The organism is Aeromonas sp. 160P (assembly GCF_055193095.1).
Window position 1 is genome coordinate 1,758,467 of the sequence record NZ_JBUXKV010000001.1, and the last position, 17,451, is coordinate 1,775,917.

Sequence of the window (17,451 nt, forward strand, 5' to 3'; positions counted from 1 at the left end):
TCTAGAGGACGTCCATGGAACGGTTGAAGGTCGAACTGGGTGAACGCAGCTATCCCATCGAGATAGCTGCGGGGTTGTTGCAGCGTCCTGAGGTGCTGGCATCGACTATCAAGGGCAAGCGAGTCATGATCGTTACCAATTCGGTAGTGGCTCCGCTTTATCTTGAACGGGTAACTGCACTGCTGTCCGGATTTCAGGTGGAACACCTGGTGTTGCCGGACGGCGAGGCATACAAGAACCTGGCGACCTTTGAGCAGATCATGTCTGCTCTGCTTGAAACCAACCATGGGCGTGATACCACCTTGATCGCTTTGGGGGGCGGGGTGATTGGGGATCTGGTGGGCTTTGCGGCAGCAAGCTATCAACGTGGCATTCCTTTTATCCAGATCCCGACCACCCTGCTTTCCCAAGTCGACTCTTCTGTTGGCGGCAAGACTGCTGTTAATCACCCGCTCGGCAAGAACATGATTGGTGCTTTTTATCAGCCCAAACAGGTTGTTATCGATACCGAGTGTCTGACTACCTTGCCTGCCCGCGAATTTGCCGCGGGGATGGCCGAGGTGATCAAGTACGGCATCATTTGGGATGCTGATTTCTTCAGCTGGCTGGAGCAGAACATGGTGCGTCTGCAACAGCTGGAACCTGCCGCGCTGGCTTATGCCATAAAACGCTGCTGTGAAATCAAAGCCGACGTCGTCGCTCAGGATGAGACCGAGCACGGTGTGCGCGCGCTACTCAATCTTGGCCACACTTTTGGTCATGCTATCGAAGCCGAACAGGGCTATGGCAACTGGCTGCACGGTGAGGCTGTATCAGCCGGCACCATGCTGGCTGCCCGGACTGCGCAGGCCCGTGGCGATATGAGTGAAGCGGACGTTGCGCGGGTTCGCGCCCTGCTGCTTGCCGCCAATTTGCCAATTCAAGCCCCTGCCGAGATGGATTTTGCCGCCTTCATTCGCCATATGCGTCGTGACAAAAAAGTGTTGGCAGGCAAGCTGCGTCTGGTGTTGCCGGTTGGTATCGGTCATGCAAAAGTGGTCGCCGATGTATCTGATGCTGAACTATTGGCGGTGATTGAGTCTGGTCGTGACGAATAAACTGCTTAACCTTCCTTCCCAGCGGCAGCTGGCTGATCGGCTGCTGCATCTGATTGAGTTCAATCACCCCTTTATATTTCTTTCCGGTAAGGCTGGCAGTGGTCGAGGCACCTTGTGTGAATCCCTGCTTGGCAAGTTGCCGGAAAAAGTACGGGTGGTGAGCCTGATTGGTACACCCGCCATGAAGATGGTGGATGTGCGCCAATTGTTGTTGCCACAAGTGGTGGCGCGGCCGCTGTTCAACCCACAGGATGCGCTGGCGGAGAGCTTCTTTCGCATGCTGGAGGGAGCTAAACCGGCCACCTTGCTGCTGATGATCGAACGTGCCGATCAGTTACCGGCCGAGTTGCCTGCAGAACTGTGGGCGATCATCCGTCATAACGATACTTTGGCAGCGCCCCATCAGCTGGCCATTTTGGTGTCAGGTAGCGATAGCTGGTGCCGTGATCAGAAGTCGCAGCTGAAAGGGCGTGCCATGCCGGCCCTTGAGCTGGAAGTGTCGCCACTGAGCCCACCCGAGCAGCGCATCTTCTTGTATGAGAAAGCCAAAGAGCTCAAGATCCCGGCGACCCTCTTGCCCAAGTTGACCGTGGAAGAGATTCTGAAAACGGCGAATGGGCATCCGTCCACCATCATGCAGTTATTGGAGGATATCATGACCGACAGAAGACCCAAGAAGCGTCAGGCAGAGTTGCCTGTCAAGAAAATAGCTATCTCCATCGCGGTGGTAGCCGGTGGCTTGCTGGGGTTGAGTTATCTGCTGCCGGCGCTATTTGACGGGGCAAGCAAGCCCGCGCTGCAGGACCCGGCACAGAGCACTGCTCTGCCTGTTGCTGTATCGGGGGGAGATCCTCTCACCGTTGGCAATGCGCAAGGGGCGAATGTGACTCAAGGCGTTGACAGCCGCCCGGCGAGCAATCCGAATGGTGTGGTAAAGGATTGGCAGCCGGAAGGTAAAGTGCTGCCAAAGTCGGTCGAAAATGAAGGCCTGACCACCGAATCCGGTAATTACGAAGGGCGTCGGGTGGTGATCTCTGACGAAGTCGTGCAAAAGCTGATGACCGAATCCAAGGTGAGTGGCGCACTGCCCACTGACGTGGTCGACCAGCTGACTGGCGAGAGCCCGAGCGGTATGTCTGCCAGTGGTGCAGTGGCCGCCACGTTGCCAGCCAATCCCGTGGTGAGCACCCCCGCGCAGAGTGCTGCCAGTGTAGCGACGCCCCCCGTGGCAACAGCGGCCCCCGTCGCCAGTGAGCCTGCGGCGGTGGCAGCCCCCAAAGTGGCGTTGACCCCGGTCGCAACCCTGACTCAAAAACCGCGTAATCATTACAGCATCCAGCTAATGGGGGCGAGCAACACCAAGGCGGTGGATCAGTTTGTCGCCGAGCATGGTTTGACGGGCAAGGTGTGGGTCTATCAGACCAAATTCCGTGGTAGCCCCTGGTATGTAGTGCTGCAAGGGGATTATGCCGGGCTGAATCCGGCCAAGAGTGCCATTCGCAAGCTCTCCCCTGCCTTGCTGAAAGGTCAGCCCTGGCCCAAGTCATTTGCCCAGATACAAAAAGAGTTGAAGCAATAGCCTTGATACCAAATAAGGGGGTAGAATCGTCCCCCTTTTTGGTTCTTGCCTTCTTACACACCGGATTTCCATGAAGAAAACACGCGCTTTTTTAAAATGGGCCGGGGGAAAATACTCCCTGGTTGAAGAGATCGCCGAGCGTCTGCCCGCCGGGCGTGTGTTGCTGGAGCCTTTCGTCGGTGCCGGGTCTGTGTTCCTCAACACGGATTACGATGCGTATGTGCTCAATGACATCAATCCGGATCTGATCTGTCTTTATAACCATCTCAAACTGACGCCAGATCGCTTCATCGCTGAAGCTCGCAAGCTGTTCGTGGCAGAGAACAATCACAAAGCGGCCTACTATCGGTTGCGCATTCAGTTTAATCAGACCGAAGCGACCTTCGATCGCGCACTGCTGTTTCTGTTTCTCAACCGACACGGTTTCAACGGGTTGTGCCGCTATAACAAGAAAGGGGGCTTCAACGTCCCGTTTGGTTCTTACAAAAAGCCCTACTTCCCGGAAAAAGAGCTGTGGGCTTTTGCCGAGAAGGCGCAAAAGGCGACCTTTATCTGTGAAAGTTATGCCGATGCGATCAAGCGTGCCGAAGAGGACTGGGTGATTTATTGCGATCCTCCTTACGTGCCGCTATCGACCACCGCCAGCTTCACCAGCTATGCGGCTGGTGGCTTTACCCTGGATGATCAGGCTGTACTTGCCCGTCTGGCGCGCCATACGGCGGCAGAAAAGGGGGTGCCGGTGCTGATCAGCAACCACGATATCGAACTGACCCGGGAGCTCTATCGCGGCGCCCGTCTCGACGAGATCCTGGTCAAGCGCACCATCAGCCGTAATGGCGGCACCCGCAACAAGGTGGCCGAGTTGCTGGCGCTCTATCCCCCCGGCATCGAGCCGGAGCAGGGGTTCTACCCCAGCGATAGCGAACTGTTGCCACTGGCGTAACACTTCAAACGGCACTCAAGGGTGCCGTTTTTTGTGGGGTGGCTTGCCCGTGTCCCGATGCGCCGGAGCTTGGGCGGGAAGGGGTCGCTGGCCTATTGCCCCATTTCCCCCGCATTCGAGTCGTGTTCGCCTGCCTTTTACGTTAAAATTGCGCCGCTTTTTCTCCCTGGCTGCCAATGGATGATGCTGATGAAAGACTTTCTGATTGCCCCCTCGATCCTCTCTGCCGATTTTGCCCGTCTGGGTGACGATGTAGCCAAGGTGCTGGCTGCCGGTGCCGACGTGGTTCACTTCGACGTGATGGACAACCACTATGTCCCCAACCTGACTATCGGCCCCATGGTTTGTCAGGCGCTGCGTGACTACGGTATCGAGGCCCCCATCGACGTGCACCTGATGGTCAAGCCGGTGGATCGCATCATTCCAGATTTTGCCAAGGCGGGTGCTTCCCTGATCACCTTCCACCCGGAAGCGTCCGATCACCTCGATCGCTCCCTGAGCCTCATCAAGGAGATGGGCTGCCAGGCGGGTCTGGTGTTCAACCCTGCGACCTCCCTCTCCTGCCTGGAGTATGTGATGGACAAGCTGGACGTGATCCTGCTGATGTCGGTCAATCCGGGCTTCGGTGGCCAGAGCTTCATCCCCGGCACCCTCGACAAGCTGCGTCAGGTACGCCGTCTGATCGACGAGAGCGGCCGTGACATCCGTCTCGAGATCGATGGTGGGGTCAAGGTTGACAACATTCGTGAAATCGCCGAAGCGGGCGCCGACATGTTCGTCGCCGGCTCTGCCATTTTCAGCCAGCCTGACTACAAGGCGGTGATCGACAAGATGCGTGCGGAGCTGGCTCATGTCACACGCTGAACGCGAATTTGATTTGGTGCTGTTCGATCTGGATGGCACTCTGATAGACAGCGCCGCCCAGCTGGCGCTGGCGGTCAATCTGACCCTGACTGATCTAGGTCTGGCGCAGGCCGATGAAGCGGTGATCCGTACCTGGGTCGGTAACGGAGCTGACAAGCTGATCCAGCGGGCGCTCGATTATCGTGCGGCCGATCCCGAGTTGTTTGCCAAGGCCCGCCCCATCTTTTTCCAGCACTACAACGCCTGTCTGCTGCAAGGGCTGGCCATGTATGACGGTGTGGCGCCTAGTCTGCGTCGGCTGCAAAAGCTGGGTTACCAGCAGGCGATAGTCACCAACAAGCCGAGCGATTTTGTGGCCCCTATTCTCGATGCCCTCGGCATCAGCGATTGCTTCGTGCTCTGGCTCGGCGGCAACTGCGTTCCCGTTAAAAAACCCAGCCCGGAGCCACTGCTGTATGCGTGCCGTGAGCTGGGAGTGAGCCCGGCGCGCACCCTGATGGTGGGCGACTCCGAAAATGACGTGCTGGCAGCCCAAGCGGCGGGCATGAAGGTGGTCGGGCTGACTTATGGCTATAACTATGGCCGCCCCATTGCAGACTCCCATCCTGACTGGGTGTTCGAGCAGTTTTCCCAGCTCGACGCACTGTTGGTCTAATCGGGCTGCTGGGCTGGCTGAATCACAAGGATTAACACTTTTATGACTAAACCAATCGTATTGAGCGGGGCGCAACCCTCCGGCCAACTGACCATAGGCAACTACATGGGGGCCCTGCGTCAGTGGGTCAATATGCAAGATGAGTACGACTGCCTCTACTGCATCGTTGATCTGCATGCCATTACCACCCGCCAGGATCCACAGGCACTGCGCAAGGCCTGCCTCGATGCGGCCGCCCTCTATCTGGCGGTCGGTATCGATCCCAAGAAGAGCACCGTCTTCATCCAGTCTCATGTGCCGCAGCACGCCGAGCTGGGCTGGATCCTCAACTGCTACACCCAGATGGGTGAGCTGTCGCGCATGACCCAGTTCAAGGACAAGTCCGCCCGCTTCGAGAACAACGTCAACGTCGGCCTGTTCGGCTATCCGGTGCTGATGGCCGCTGACATTCTGCTCTATCAGGCCAATCAGGTGCCGGTCGGCAACGACCAGAAGCAGCATCTGGAGCTGACCCGCGACATCTGCACCCGTTTCAACAACCTGCATGGTGATGTGTTCACCCTGCCGGAGCCCTTCATTCCGACCGAAGGGGCGCGGGTGATGAGCCTGCAGGATCCGACCAAGAAGATGTCCAAGTCTGATGACAACGAGGCCAACTTCATCGGCCTGCTGGAAGACCCCAAGCAGATCGTCAAGAAGATCAAGCGTGCGGTGACCGACTCTGACGAACCGGCGGTAGTGCGTTTCGATCCGGAAAACAAACCGGGAGTCTCCAACCTGCTGACCCTGATGTCCGGGGTGACCGGTCGCTCCATCCCCGAGCTGGAGCAGCACTTCGAAGGCAAGATGTACGGCCACCTCAAAACCGAGACCGCCGAAGCCGTGGTCGCGCTGCTGGAGCCCATTCAGGCGCGTTTCCACGAGCTGCGCCAGGATGAGGCCCATCTGATCGCGATTCTGGCCGAAGGGGCACAAAAGGCGCGTGAAAGAGCTGAAAAAACCCTGACCAGCGTATATGATGTAGTCGGCTTCGTTCCTCGAGCCTGACATACTGGGAAGGTGTAGTAGAAGGGAGCTGGGTATTTGCCTGGCTTTCTTTATTTTCTACCCGGCTATTTTGTTTAATTTTTTATTTCAACGTGGGTAATATCCCCAAGAGAAAGCATGTCTGTTCAACCAACTATTTCTGCTGAAGAGCTGAGTGACAAAGGTCACTGGCTGCGTAAATTTCGCAAGGCGAAAAACCTCAATACCCTGCAATTGATGGTCTCCAATGCCATCGACAAACACCATAAAACCCCTGCCGTTGCTGCCGCCATCTATCTGGCCGAATGTCAGCGTGAGCGGGAAATGGAACAGGGTCGTTTTCTCGATCGTTAATTCTCCGCTGTTGGTTATCTCATGCTGTTGTTGATCGATAACTACGACTCTTTTACCTGGAACCTGGTGCAATATTTCGGCGCTCTGGGACAAGAGGTTGTGGTCAAGCGCAATGATGAACTGACCCTTGATTCCATAGCGCAGCTCTCCCCCCGTTTTCTGGTGATCTCCCCCGGTCCCTGTACGCCCAATGAGGCGGGGATCTCTCTCGACGCCATTACTCATTTCGCTGGCAAGCTGCCGATCCTGGGTGTCTGTCTTGGTCATCAGTCGCTGGCACAAGCCTTCGGCGCCCGCGTGGTGCGTGCCCGCCAGGTGATGCATGGCAAAACCTCGCTCATTCGTCATCGGGGAGAGGGGGTGTTCAAGGGGCTCAACAACCCGCTGCGGGTCACTCGTTATCACTCGTTGGTGGTTGAACGCGAGAGTTTGCCCGATTGCTTCGACATCACTGCCTGGAGTGAGCATGCCGATGGCTCGTTTGACGAGATCATGGGGCTACGCCACAAGACGCTTCCTATCGAAGGCGTTCAGTTCCATCCGGAGAGCATTTTGAGCGAGCAGGGCCATCAACTGCTGGCCAATTTTCTGGCGCGTTCATAAAAAATTGTGATCGCCTTCTCAAGTTCGAGAGAAGGCAAAAAAAATCTCCCTGACACTTTATTCACCCCCTCTCCTGTCCAAATTATCTCTTGCCAATCCCCCCTGAGTCGTTATGCAATGCGGTTGCCTAAAATCTCAAGGGCAATCGAACATTGTTCCTCATGGGCTGGCTTGTTACAGACATTTTACTTTAGTTCTGTGATAATCCAGCCACGTTTACATGGATTTAACTTTTGGGCGGCAGATTATTCTGTCGCTGATTTGAAGGAGAGTTGTATGTCAGAGTTGTTGGCAGTGACACGTGAAGTGTTTGATGAAGTGATGGTTCCCAACTACGCCCCCGCCAAGATCATCCCGGTGCGTGGTGAAGGGTCACGTGTCTGGGATCAGGAAGGGCGCGAGTATATCGACTTCGCCGGTGGCATTGCCGTCAATGGCCTTGGTCATTGTCATCCCAAGCTGGTTGAGGCCCTGAAAACCCAGGGCGAGAAGCTGTGGCACCTCTCCAACGTGATGACCAACGAGCCGGCGCTGCGTCTGGCCAAGAAACTGGTCGCCGCCACCTTCGCCGACAAGGTCTATTTCTGCAACTCCGGCGCCGAAGCAAACGAAGCGGCCCTCAAGCTGGCTCGCCGTTATGCCATCGAGAAGTTTGGTGAGCAGAAGACCCAGATCATCGCTTTCCATCAGGGCTTCCACGGTCGCACCTTCTTCACCGTCAGCGTCGGTGGCCAAGCGGCATATTCCGATGGTTTTGGCCCCAAGCCCGGTGATATCACCCATGTTCCCTACAACGATCTGGCCGCACTGGCTGCGGTTATCTCCGACAACACCTGCGCCGTGGTGATGGAGCCGCTGCAAGGGGAGGGGGGCATCATTCGTCCCACCGACGAGTTCGCCAAAGGGGTACGCGAGTTGTGCGACAAACACAATGCTCTGCTGGTGTATGACGAAGTGCAGTCCGGGGTTGGCCGTACCGGTGATCTCTACGCCTATATGGGGCTCGGCGTCACGCCGGATATCCTCACCAGCGCCAAGGCGCTCGGTGGCGGTTTCCCCATCGGCGCCATGCTGACCACTGACGAGATCGCGGCTTACCTGAAAGTGGGCACTCACGGCTCTACCTACGGCGGCAACCCGCTGGCCTGTGCGGTAGCCGAAGCGGTGATCGACGTGATCAATACCCCCGAAGTGCTGGCGGGCATCAAGCAGCGCGAACAGCTGTTCCGCGAGGGGCTTGAGGCGATCAACGCCAAATACCACTGCTTCAGTGAAGTGCGTGGCAAGGGTCTGCTGCTGGGTGCTGCGCTGAACGATGCCTATAAGGGGCGTTCCCGCGACTTCCTGCTGGCCTCCATCGATCAGGGTTTGATGGCACTGGTGGCCGGCACCAACGTGATTCGTTTTGCCCCTTCACTGGTGATCCCGGAAGCGGATATCAAGGAAGGGTTGGCCCGCTTCGAGAAGGCGGTTGCCCAGGTGGTTAACGCCTGATTCCAAATTGAGGTGGGGAGCTCTCCCGGCAGGAGCCGGGCCCCCACCTGTCGTCAATGAAAGGGAGTTGTCATTTATGTTGGTTATCCGTCCCATCGAGCAAAAAGATTTTGCCGGGCTCAAGATTTGCGCCATCGAGTCCGGCACCGGCATGACCTCGTTGCCCGTCAACGATGATCTGCTGCAGCGCAAGATCGACGCCTCTACCCAGACCTTTTCTGACAAGCCAGCTGGCAAGGGTGATTGCCTTTATTTCTTCGTGGCCGAGGATCTGGAGACTGGCGAGATGGTTGGCACTTGCGCCATCGATGCGGCCGTGGGCCTCTCCCAGCCGTTTTACAACTACCACATCGGCAAGGTGGTGCACTCGTCCCCCAAGCTCGGCATCTACAACGTCGTTGAAACCCTGACCCTCTCCAACGACTACACCGGCAACTCCGAGCTCTGCACCCTGTTCTTGCGCGAATGTGCCCGCGAGGGGATCAATGGCCGGCTGCTCTCCAAGCACCGTTTTCTGTTTATGGCCGAGCACCCGGAACTGTTTGACGATACCGTCTTCGCCGAGATGCGCGGCGTATCCGACGGCGATGGCCACAGCCCCTTCTATGAGTGGTTGCAGACCCACTTCTTCTCGATGGATTTTCCCACCGTCGATTATCTGACCGGCATCGGCAAGAAGCGTTTCATTGCCGAGCTGATGCCCAAGTACCCCATCTACGTCAATTTGCTGAGCAAAGAGGCGCGGGCCGTCATTGGCCAGACCCACGAGAAGACCCGCCCCGCCATCAAGATGCTGCAGGATGAGGGCTTCGTGAACCGTGGCTACGTCGATATTTTCGATGCCGGCCCCACTGTCGAGTGTGACGTGAAGAATATCCGCAGTGTGCGCCGCAGCAAGAAGCTGCGGGTGCTGGTGGGTGAGCCCATCGGTGGCAAGACCCACCTGATCTGCAACAGTCGTTTCGAACATTACCGTGCCTGCTACGGTAATATCCGGGTCGATCTCGACAAGCACGAGGCCATCATCCCGCCCAAGATGGCGGCGGCGCTCAAGGTGCAGGATGGCGACATGGTGCGGGTGGTTGACCTCGATTGAGGCAAACAGGACAAGCAAACCGATTATCAGACAGGCAGCCGAGGCTGCCTGCCAGCGACAGGGAGTGAATGGATGAGCCAGTCAGTACAATTTATCGACGGTCAATGGCTTGCCGGTGAAGGCAAGCCGTTCGAGTCAACCGATCCGGCCAAGAACGAGGTGATCTGGCAGGGGGCTGCCGCCAGCGCGGCGCAAGTGGACGCCGCCATCAAGGCCGCCCGCGCCGCTTTCTACCATTGGGCGGACATGAGCCTTGATGATCGTCTGGCCATAGTGCGCCGTTATGCTGACCTGCTCGGCGAGCAGAAAGAGGCGCTGGCGCTGACCATTGCCCGCGAAACCGGCAAACCGTTGTGGGAGACCCGCACCGAAGTGGCGGCCATGCAGGGCAAGATTGCCATCTCCATCCGGGCGCACGACGAGCGCACCGGCACCGTTGAAAATGCCATGCCGGGTGCCAAGGCGTTTGTCCGTCACAAGCCCCACGGCGTGGTGGCGGTGTTCGGCCCCTACAACTTCCCGGGCCATCTGCCGAACGGCCATATCGTGCCTGCGCTGATTGCGGGTAACGCCGTGGTGTTCAAACCCTCCGAACTGACCCCCATGGTGGCCGAAGCCATGGTCAAGGTGTGGCAGCAGGCCGGGCTGCCCAAAGGGGTACTCAATCTGGTGCAAGGGGAGGTCGAGACCGGCAAGGCGCTGGCGGGCAACCCCGATATCGACGGCCTCTTCTTCACCGGCTCCTCCCGCACCGGTCATTTTCTCCATCAGCAGTTTGCCGGTCAGCCGGGCAAAATTCTGGCCCTCGAGATGGGTGGCAACAACCCGCTGATCGTCAAGGATGTGAGCGACATCGACGGTGCTGTGCATGCCATCGTCCAGTCGGCGTTTATCACCTCGGGTCAGCGCTGCACCTGCTCCCGCCGTCTGTTTGTCGAGCGCGGTGAGCGTGGCGATGCGCTGGTCAAGCGTCTGGTTGAGGTGGTCAGCCAGATCAAGGTCGGCCTCTATGACGCCGCCGAGCAGCCATTCATGGGCTCGATGATCAGCGAACGGGCAGCACTCGGAATGGTAGAAGCGCAGACCAACCTGCAACAGCTGGGCGGCGAAAGCCTGCTCACCCTCAAGCATCTGGCAGCGGGCACCGGCTTTGTCTCTCCGGGCATTATCGATGTGACCCAAGTCGCCGCACTGCCTGACGAAGAGTATTTCGGCCCGTTGCTGCAGCTGATGCGCTACGACGATTTCGATGCCGCTATCGAGAAGGCGAATGCCACCAGCTTCGGCCTATCGGCTGGCCTGCTGGGTGATAACGAGGCGGACTGGCAGCACTTCTTCAAGCGGATCCGCGCTGGCATCGTCAACTGGAACAAGCCCATCACCGGCGCCTCCAGTGCCGCGCCGTTTGGTGGCATCGGAGCCTCCGGTAACCACAGAGCGAGTGCCTACTACGCCGCTGACTACTGTGCGTATCCGGTTGCTTCCGTTGAAGACAACAAAGCCGCCATGCCGGATCAGTTGTCGCCCGGCCTGCACTTCTGACAATCACGACACGGGGCATCCAGCGGTGCCCCGATCTGTACCCGCAATCAAAGGAAAGAGAGATGCAAAAGGATATTGACACCCTGTTCAGCCATCTGTGGGACAACTACATCAAGGTGACCCCGAGCGCCCTCAAGGTGCACACCCTGCTGGGTGGCGGCGAGCCTATCGTCAACGATCACGTGGCGTTTCGTACCTACAACCTGCCCAAGCTGGGGCTGGAGAAGCTGGCGGCACATTTTCTGGCGCTCGGTTACGAGCAGAAGGGCGAGTACCTCTTCAAGGCCAAGAAGCTCTACGCCAAGCACTTCGAGCATCAGGATCCCGATGCCCCCAAGGTGTTTATCAGCGAGCTGAAGGTGGAAGAACTCTCCGAAGACGCGCAGGCCATCATCCACAAGCTGGCGGATCAGGTGCCCGATCATCTGACCGATACCCCGGCATTTCTCTACACCGGCGCCCCCTGGCAGGTCTCCTATGCCGATTACCAGACCCTGCTAGGGGAGAGCGAGTATGCGGCCTGGATGGCGGCATGGGGCTATCGTGCCAACCACTTCACGGTCAATATCAACAAGTTGAAGGATTTCGACACCATCCATCAGGTCAATGGGGCGCTGAAAGCGGCGGGGTTCGTTCTCAACAGCGTGGGTGGCGAGGTGAAAGGGGACCCGCAGGTAATGCTGGAGCAATCCTCCACCATGGCCGACAAAGCCGAGGTGCCGTTCAGCGATGGGGTGCGTACTATTCCAAGCTGCTTCTACGAGTTTGCCCTGCGTTATCCGCAGGCCGACGGCGTGCTCTATCCGGGCTTTGTCGAAGCGTCGGCCGACAAGATCTTCGAATCGACTAATGCCATGTAGCAGACCATGTAGCAGGTCATGTAACGGGGACAACCCTGTTCAAGTCGCAACGCCTCCTTGCCGGAGGCGTTTTGTTTGGAGCCTGGTCGCGTTACGGGGCTTGTCGGAAGCAGCAGAGCTGAACGGAGCTGAATGGCGCGTCTTTGGCAGGGAGTTGTTGATAAAAATGTGAACGAGATCACCAGAATGACTACATATTGGCGCTGGCAAAAGACTCAAAAGAGGTAGAATGGCGCTTTGTTTTTGCGGGGCCAATCGATGCCAAATTATCAATTTTTCAAGCAGGGTCAGGCGCTTACCTATCTCGATGCCAATGTCCCCAGCTATAGTGATGAGCGTCGTCAACTGGTTGAGCAGGGCTTTGCCGCCATCGCCCCTCCCACCTTCGCAGATACCCCCGCCGAAGCCCTGGCACTGCTGCGCAAGCATCAGGGGTTGCAGGATGAGGCGCAGAGCGCCGTTTGACGGATAGTTGCCGCTATACCTGCGGCGATAGCCGGTTTGTCAGAGAACTGAAAAGCAAAATGGTGCCATGACAATGACACCATTTGACGGGTTGGCCTGATCCCCCTGAGCCGCTTACCGCTGGTGCAGATCACCTTCGATGACCAGCACTGTATCCATCCCTGCCGCTTTGCCTGCCTCAAGCCCGATCCGGGTATCTTCAAACACCAGACAGTTGGCCGGATTGGCGCCGAGCCGCTCGGCCACCTGTAAAAAGGTGTCGGGGTGCGGTTTGTGGTTGGTGACATCATCGGCGCTCACCACCACCGAGATATAGGCATCGAGCCCGGTGCTTTTCAGGATGGAATCCGCCTGACTGCGCGGCGAGCCGGTGCCAATCCCCATCTTCACCTTGCCATGATAGTGCCTGACCAGCTCCCACATCTTGGGAAAGACGCTGACCTTGTCGATATGTGTCATGTAGAGGGCAATCTTGCGACGGGTAAAGGCCTCGACATCCACCGTCAGCCCCTGCTGCTCGGCCAGCATGGCGATGATCTTGCGGGTGGGTATGCCGCCATACTGATAGAGCAGCTCCCGCTCGAAGGGGATGCCGAACTCGGCGCAGGTGAGCTCCCAGGCATCCAGATGGAGGGGCATGGAATCTACCAAAGTGCCATCCATATCGAAAATCAGGGCATCGTAGTGATCAAACCCGTACTGCTCACGCTCGCTCATGGGGGCTCCTCGGATCAAATAGGGCAGGCTAGCAGAAACGGTCGGCGCTTTGTGGGATCTGCTTCATGGTTGGGCTGATTGTGGCCGCCGTTTTTTCTCTCTCTTGCTGATTTGTGAGACAATAATCCGTTCATTGCCGGATACTTTGGCATATCAGATCAGCGAGTCCGCTTATGACCTCGAAAATATCCCCTAAAACCATCTTCTCCAGTGTGGCGCTGGTGATCGCGCTCGGTTCACTGGAAAAGAGCATAGTCACCACCCCGCTGCCCATGATTGGCGCCGAGCTGCACGCCGGTGCCGCCCTCACCTGGGTGGTGACCGCCTACCTGCTGGCGGCTACCGCCGTGCTGCCCCTCTACGGCAAACTGAGTGATCTGTTTGGCCGGGTGCGGATGCTCAATATCGGCATCGGTCTGTTTCTGGCGGGCTCGGTAGCCTGCGCCCTCTCTCAGGATCTGCCGACCCTGCTGGCGGCCCGGGTGCTGCAAGGATTGGGCGGCGGCGGCCTGATAGCCCTCGCGTTTACCGTGATTGCCGACACCATACCGCCGCGAGAGGTGGGCAAGTATCAGGGCTACATCTCGGCGGTTTATGCGGTCTCCAGCATCGCTGGCCCGCTGCTGGGCGGCTACTTTACCGAGCAGCTCAGCTGGCGCTGGATCTTCTGGATCAACCTGCCGCTTGGCGCGCTGGCGATCTTCCTGATCAACCGCAACCTCAAACAGCTCAACGTCCGCCGTCATAGCCGCTTCGACTGGAAGGGGGCGGCGCTGCTCATCACTGTCACCACCCTGACCCTGTTGCTGCTTTCGCCGGAGACAGCCCTGCCCGCCGTCTGGCTGGCGGGTGCACTGGCGGTCTCGCTGCTGTTGCTGATCCTGATTGAGCGACGGGCTCACGACCCTATACTGCCCGCCCATCTGGCGCGCCTGCCCGGTTATCTGGTGAGTGTGCTGCTGGTGATGCTCTCCCAGTTGCTGATGTTTGCGGTGCTGGTCTATCTGCCGTTGCAGATGCAGTGGCAGAAGGGGCTGAGCGCCAGCCAGAGCGGGGTGAGCATGGTGATCTTCATGATCTGCATCACCGCCGGGGCCTTTGTCGGCGGCAAGCTGATCGGTCGCACCGGCCACTACAAGAGCTTTGTAGCGGTGGGGTTTGCGCTGGCAGCGGTGGCGCTGTGGCAGATCCACTTCGATGCCTGGGTCAAGCTGGCCCTCGGGTTTGCCGGTATCGGTCTGGGTCTGGTGCTGCCAGCGCTCTCGGTGGTGGTGCAAAATGCCCTGCCACGGGAAGATCGTGGCATCGGCATGTCGCTGTTCAACTTCGGTCGTGAGCTGGGGGGCGCAGTCGGGGTGGCCATCTGCTCCATGCTGTTCCACTCCCAACTACCCCCAGGCAGTGCCGGTCAGCTCAGCTCATTGAGCCCGCAGGTGCTGGCCCCCGGTTTCAGTGCCACCTATATCGGGATGGCGCTGATCGCCACATTGGCACTGCTGCTCACTCTGCTGGCGCTCAAGCGCCACGAGTTAGCCTCCATCAATGCCTGATTATTGGCGCAGCCACACAGTGCATTGGTATGGGGCAAACAGCGGCGTAGGTTGACTCGGGTAGTTGCTCATCAACAGTGTCATGCTGCTTTCCACCTTGTCGAAGTGGGGCATCGTCAAGGGATTGGCCGTGAGATTGGCGAGCAGCAGCAGGGTGTGCCGCTCTCCGCTGGCCGGATCCTGCCAGTGGCGGCGATAGCTGATGCGCTCGGGATCATCCCCATCCAGCAGCTCGAAATTGCCGTGGCGAATGACCGGGTGGACCTTGCGCAGGGCGATGAGCTGGCGATAGCAGTGAAACGGCGAGTCGGGGCGGGCCAGCTGCTCGGCGGCATTAATCTCGATGTGATTGGCGTTGAGGGCAATCCAGGGCGTGGTGGCGCTGAAACCGGCGTAGGGGCCGGCGTCCCACTGCATCGGGGTGCGGGCGTTGTCGCGGCCGATGGCATCGAGCCGCCGACTCAGCTCGGCAGGATCCAGCCCCGATTGGCTGGCGCGGTAGTTGATGGCCTCCACATCGCGCAGCTCGCCCGGCTGCCAGTGGCGGTTGGTCATGGCCAGTTCCTCCCCCTGATAGATGAAGGGAGTGCCCTGCATCATGTGCAGCACCATGGCCCACAGCTTGGCGCTGGTTTCCCGCCACTCAGGCCTGTCGTCGCCAAAGCGGGAGACGGCGCGGGGCAGGTCGTGGTTGCCGAGAAACAGGCTGTTCCAACCCCGGCCATGCAGCCCCTGCTGGTGGCGGGCCATGGCCCGTTTGAAGGCGAGGGGATCAAAGCGGGATGACCACTTGTCACTGCCCAGCCCCAGATGCTCGAAGTTGAACACCATGCTGAACTCGCTGCCATCCGTGCTGGAGTAGCACCGCATATGGGCGAGATCGGCCCCCCAGGTCTCCCCCACAGTGATGATCCCCTTGCCGCCGAAGCTCGCGGCATTGAGCTCGCGGATATAGTCGTGCAGGCGCGGGCCGTTGCTCATGGCAAGCCGGTCCCACTCCTTGCTCACCATGTCGATCACATCGAAGCGAAATCCCTTGATCCCTTTGCCCAGCCAGAAGTTGATCACCGCCGCCATTTCGGCCCGCACCGCCGGGTTATCCCAGTCCAGATCGGCCTGACTGGGATCGAAGTTGTGCAGGTAGTAGCGATCAAGCTCCGGCACATACTGCCAGCCGCTGCCGCCAAAAATCGAGGTAACCGGGTGGGCGTCGACAAAGGCTTGGTCGCGAAATACGTAGTAGTCCTGATAGCGGGGATCCCCCGCCAGCGCTTTCACAAACCACGCGTGCTCGGTGGAGGTATGGTTGGCGACGATATCCATCATGATGCCGATGCCGCGGGCGGCCGCTTCGCTGATCAACTGCTCCATCTCGGCCAGGGTGCCGAAGGCCGGGTCTATGGCGCGGTAGTCCGCCACATCGTAGCCGTTGTCCCGTTTGGGGGAGCGATAGATGGGGGTGAGCCACAGTAGGTCGACACCCAGCTGCGCCAGATAGTCGAGGCGCTGGCGGATGCCGTTGATATCGCCCATGCCGTCGCCATCGCTGTCCTGAAAACTCATAGGGTAGATCTGGTAGATGACGCAGCTATCGAGGTCGATGTCGGGGGTGTGGAGGGGTTGCGGGTTCATCAGCGTGGCCGGTTGGGGAAGAGGCTTTCCATCTTACGCAGATGAGCAGGGCATCAACAGCTTCCGGCGGCCCTTGAAAAGGGTTCCATTGTTGGCTGATTTTCAAAAGTGAGGGGAGAGTCACAAAGGTGCCATCCCGAGCCACGGGCGTGGTCGGGATGGCTGTCTACTCATCTGCTCTGGGGCATGAGCCGTTATCGGGTGGCTCCGACCTGCTCGGCGTTTGGTTCCTGCTGGCGTTCCGCTTGCGCCTCCAGCTCCTTGCCGAGGAAGTAGTTCAGGAAGGTGCGGATCACTGCGATGATGGCAAGGCGGATCAGCTCCTCCTTGCTCGGCGCCACCGTGGTGGCCAGGATGTCGGCGGCCAGCTGGAACTCCAGCGCCAGGATCAGCCAACTGCCAAAGCAGAGACGAATGCGCGGAAAGCCGGGCTGGTGATCCCGCACCCGCGCTGCCAGCCAGAGAGTTTTAAAGAGGCCAATGACCACACAGGCGATGGAGATGATCTCCAGCAGCAGCTGGAACAGCTCGACCCCGTGCATCATCCCCTCTTTCAGGCTCGCTATCTCAAACACTCGGGTCACCTCTTGATTCAAAAGAGCACACTATTAACATATTGCTCGGCAAAGGCCAAATCCGGCTCAGGCAATCAGTTTGAATTCAATTACATAGAGCGGCGGCAGGGCGGGGTAGATATCGCGGATCACCTGTTTGAGCTCAGGGAGGGTCATGTTCTCCTGACGGGCGTGCTCGTCGCTCAGTTCATCGAAGGCGACAGCATTGACCGAGATCACTTCGATGGTGCCAAAGGGCTGGTGCTCCGGGTTGGTGAACAGCGCCAGCCGCTGGCCGGGTTGCCAGTTGGCCTCGCTCTCGTCACGGATGGTGATGGTCTTGCGGCCAGCCTGAATGTCGGCGACGAAGCGGCTGAAGAAGGTGAACTCGGGATAGGGATGGGCAGACATGGTGACTCC

The 17,451-nt window shown here is 58.6% G+C and carries 18 protein-coding genes; 14 read left to right on the plus strand and 4 right to left on the minus strand.

What is annotated here, in order from left to right; all coding sequences use genetic code 11:
• The first annotated feature begins 14 nt into the window (after window positions 1–14).
• The 13 genes from aroB (at window position 15) to ACY8FN_RS08405 (ending at window position 12,578) form a co-directional block, all read left to right on the plus strand.
• Window positions 15–1,097, plus strand: coding sequence for a 3-dehydroquinate synthase (gene aroB, locus ACY8FN_RS08345; RefSeq protein WP_463099725.1), 1,083 nt, complete (start codon window positions 15–17; stop codon window positions 1,095–1,097).
• Complete coding sequence (locus tag ACY8FN_RS08350; protein WP_463099726.1) at window positions 1,087–2,676, plus strand: AAA family ATPase; 1,590 nt, start codon at window positions 1,087–1,089, stop codon at window positions 2,674–2,676. The genes aroB and ACY8FN_RS08350 overlap by 11 nt, the downstream gene beginning before the upstream one ends.
• A gap of 70 nt (window positions 2,677–2,746) precedes the next feature.
• The gene (locus ACY8FN_RS08355; RefSeq protein WP_042020408.1) at window positions 2,747–3,619 is read left to right on the plus strand and encodes a Dam family site-specific DNA-(adenine-N6)-methyltransferase; all 873 of its coding nucleotides are present in this window, start codon (window positions 2,747–2,749) and stop codon (window positions 3,617–3,619) included.
• A 189-nt stretch (window positions 3,620–3,808) separates the two neighbouring features.
• A complete protein-coding gene (rpe, locus tag ACY8FN_RS08360; RefSeq protein ID WP_068977995.1) occupies window positions 3,809–4,483 on the plus strand; it encodes a ribulose-phosphate 3-epimerase in 675 nt (224 codons plus the stop codon).
• The gene (locus ACY8FN_RS08365; protein WP_463099727.1) at window positions 4,470–5,138 is read left to right on the plus strand and encodes a phosphoglycolate phosphatase; all 669 of its coding nucleotides are present in this window, start codon (window positions 4,470–4,472) and stop codon (window positions 5,136–5,138) included. The genes rpe and ACY8FN_RS08365 overlap by 14 nt, the downstream gene beginning before the upstream one ends.
• A gap of 42 nt (window positions 5,139–5,180) precedes the next feature.
• On the plus strand, window positions 5,181–6,185 hold the full coding sequence (trpS, locus tag ACY8FN_RS08370) for a tryptophan--tRNA ligase (RefSeq protein WP_463099728.1): 1,005 nt from the start codon (window positions 5,181–5,183) through the stop codon (window positions 6,183–6,185).
• Window positions 6,186–6,302: 117 nt separating this feature from the next.
• Window positions 6,303–6,518 carry a hypothetical protein gene (locus tag ACY8FN_RS08375; RefSeq protein ID WP_042020416.1) on the plus strand — a complete coding sequence of 72 codons (216 nt, stop codon included), beginning with the start codon at window positions 6,303–6,305 and terminating at the stop codon, window positions 6,516–6,518.
• Window positions 6,519–6,539: 21 nt separating this feature from the next.
• A complete protein-coding gene (locus tag ACY8FN_RS08380) occupies window positions 6,540–7,121 on the plus strand; it encodes an aminodeoxychorismate synthase component II (protein ID WP_101325483.1) in 582 nt (193 codons plus the stop codon).
• A gap of 276 nt (window positions 7,122–7,397) precedes the next feature.
• Window positions 7,398–8,615 (plus strand): aspartate aminotransferase family protein, encoded by a 1,218-nt coding sequence (locus ACY8FN_RS08385; RefSeq protein ID WP_139730070.1) that lies wholly within the window; start codon window positions 7,398–7,400, stop codon window positions 8,613–8,615.
• 76 nt (window positions 8,616–8,691) lie between these two features.
• Window positions 8,692–9,711 carry an arginine N-succinyltransferase gene (gene astA, locus ACY8FN_RS08390; RefSeq protein ID WP_463099729.1) on the plus strand — a complete coding sequence of 340 codons (1,020 nt, stop codon included), beginning with the start codon at window positions 8,692–8,694 and terminating at the stop codon, window positions 9,709–9,711.
• 72 nt (window positions 9,712–9,783) lie between these two features.
• The gene (gene astD / locus ACY8FN_RS08395; RefSeq protein ID WP_463099730.1) at window positions 9,784–11,253 is read left to right on the plus strand and encodes a succinylglutamate-semialdehyde dehydrogenase; all 1,470 of its coding nucleotides are present in this window, start codon (window positions 9,784–9,786) and stop codon (window positions 11,251–11,253) included.
• Window positions 11,254–11,315: 62 nt separating this feature from the next.
• Window positions 11,316–12,113 (plus strand): 2-oxoadipate dioxygenase/decarboxylase family protein, encoded by a 798-nt coding sequence (locus tag ACY8FN_RS08400; protein ID WP_463099731.1) that lies wholly within the window; start codon window positions 11,316–11,318, stop codon window positions 12,111–12,113.
• A 258-nt stretch (window positions 12,114–12,371) separates the two neighbouring features.
• On the plus strand, window positions 12,372–12,578 hold the full coding sequence (locus ACY8FN_RS08405) for a hypothetical protein (RefSeq protein WP_042020427.1): 207 nt from the start codon (window positions 12,372–12,374) through the stop codon (window positions 12,576–12,578).
• A gap of 114 nt (window positions 12,579–12,692) precedes the next feature.
• Here the strand turns inward: ACY8FN_RS08405 and ACY8FN_RS08410 are convergent, their stop codons facing one another.
• Window positions 12,693–13,295, minus strand: coding sequence for an HAD family hydrolase (locus ACY8FN_RS08410; RefSeq protein ID WP_463099732.1), 603 nt, complete (start codon window positions 13,293–13,295; stop codon window positions 12,693–12,695).
• A 173-nt stretch (window positions 13,296–13,468) separates the two neighbouring features.
• Between ACY8FN_RS08410 and ACY8FN_RS08415 the strand changes: the two genes are divergently transcribed.
• Window positions 13,469–14,845, plus strand: a complete 1,377-nt coding sequence (locus tag ACY8FN_RS08415) for an MDR family MFS transporter (protein WP_193558813.1) — start codon at window positions 13,469–13,471, stop codon at window positions 14,843–14,845.
• Here ACY8FN_RS08415 and ACY8FN_RS08420 read toward each other — a convergent pair whose 3' ends face one another.
• The 3 genes from ACY8FN_RS08420 to yqfB all read right to left on the minus strand — a co-directional run bounded on the left by ACY8FN_RS08420 (window position 14,846) and on the right by yqfB (window position 17,442).
• A complete protein-coding gene (locus ACY8FN_RS08420; protein WP_463099733.1) occupies window positions 14,846–16,477 on the minus strand; it encodes an alpha-glucosidase in 1,632 nt (543 codons plus the stop codon). It abuts the gene before it with no gap.
• Between the two features lie 194 nt (window positions 16,478–16,671).
• Window positions 16,672–17,052 (minus strand): DUF1622 domain-containing protein, encoded by a 381-nt coding sequence (locus tag ACY8FN_RS08425; protein ID WP_463099734.1) that lies wholly within the window; start codon window positions 17,050–17,052, stop codon window positions 16,672–16,674.
• A 66-nt stretch (window positions 17,053–17,118) separates the two neighbouring features.
• Window positions 17,119–17,442 (minus strand): N(4)-acetylcytidine aminohydrolase, encoded by a 324-nt coding sequence (gene yqfB, locus ACY8FN_RS08430; protein WP_463099735.1) that lies wholly within the window; start codon window positions 17,440–17,442, stop codon window positions 17,119–17,121.
• Window positions 17,443–17,451 lie beyond the last annotated feature (9 nt).

Bases quoted from the DNA above. Each gene is read 5' to 3' on its own strand.
- aroB (WP_463099725.1), top strand. From the start codon at position 15: ATGGAACGGTTGAAGGTCGAACTGGGTGAACGCAGCTATCCCATCGAG.
- ACY8FN_RS08355 (WP_042020408.1), top strand. From the start codon at position 2,747: ATGAAGAAAACACGCGCTTTTTTAAAATGGGCCGGGGGAAAATACTCC.
- rpe (WP_068977995.1), top strand. From the start codon at position 3,809: ATGAAAGACTTTCTGATTGCCCCCTCGATCCTCTCTGCCGATTTTGCC.
- ACY8FN_RS08365 (WP_463099727.1), top strand. From the start codon at position 4,470: ATGTCACACGCTGAACGCGAATTTGATTTGGTGCTGTTCGATCTGGAT.
- trpS (WP_463099728.1), top strand. From the start codon at position 5,181: ATGACTAAACCAATCGTATTGAGCGGGGCGCAACCCTCCGGCCAACTG.
- ACY8FN_RS08375 (WP_042020416.1), top strand. From the start codon at position 6,303: ATGTCTGTTCAACCAACTATTTCTGCTGAAGAGCTGAGTGACAAAGGT.
- ACY8FN_RS08380 (WP_101325483.1), top strand. From the start codon at position 6,540: ATGCTGTTGTTGATCGATAACTACGACTCTTTTACCTGGAACCTGGTG.
- ACY8FN_RS08385 (WP_139730070.1), top strand. From the start codon at position 7,398: ATGTCAGAGTTGTTGGCAGTGACACGTGAAGTGTTTGATGAAGTGATG.
- astA (WP_463099729.1), top strand. From the start codon at position 8,692: ATGTTGGTTATCCGTCCCATCGAGCAAAAAGATTTTGCCGGGCTCAAG.
- astD (WP_463099730.1), top strand. From the start codon at position 9,784: ATGAGCCAGTCAGTACAATTTATCGACGGTCAATGGCTTGCCGGTGAA.
- ACY8FN_RS08400 (WP_463099731.1), top strand. From the start codon at position 11,316: ATGCAAAAGGATATTGACACCCTGTTCAGCCATCTGTGGGACAACTAC.
- ACY8FN_RS08405 (WP_042020427.1), top strand. From the start codon at position 12,372: ATGCCAAATTATCAATTTTTCAAGCAGGGTCAGGCGCTTACCTATCTC.
- ACY8FN_RS08410 (WP_463099732.1), bottom strand. From the start codon at position 13,295: ATGAGCGAGCGTGAGCAGTACGGGTTTGATCACTACGATGCCCTGATT.
- ACY8FN_RS08415 (WP_193558813.1), top strand. From the start codon at position 13,469: ATGACCTCGAAAATATCCCCTAAAACCATCTTCTCCAGTGTGGCGCTG.
- ACY8FN_RS08420 (WP_463099733.1), bottom strand. From the start codon at position 16,477: ATGAACCCGCAACCCCTCCACACCCCCGACATCGACCTCGATAGCTGC.
- yqfB (WP_463099735.1), bottom strand. From the start codon at position 17,442: ATGTCTGCCCATCCCTATCCCGAGTTCACCTTCTTCAGCCGCTTCGTC.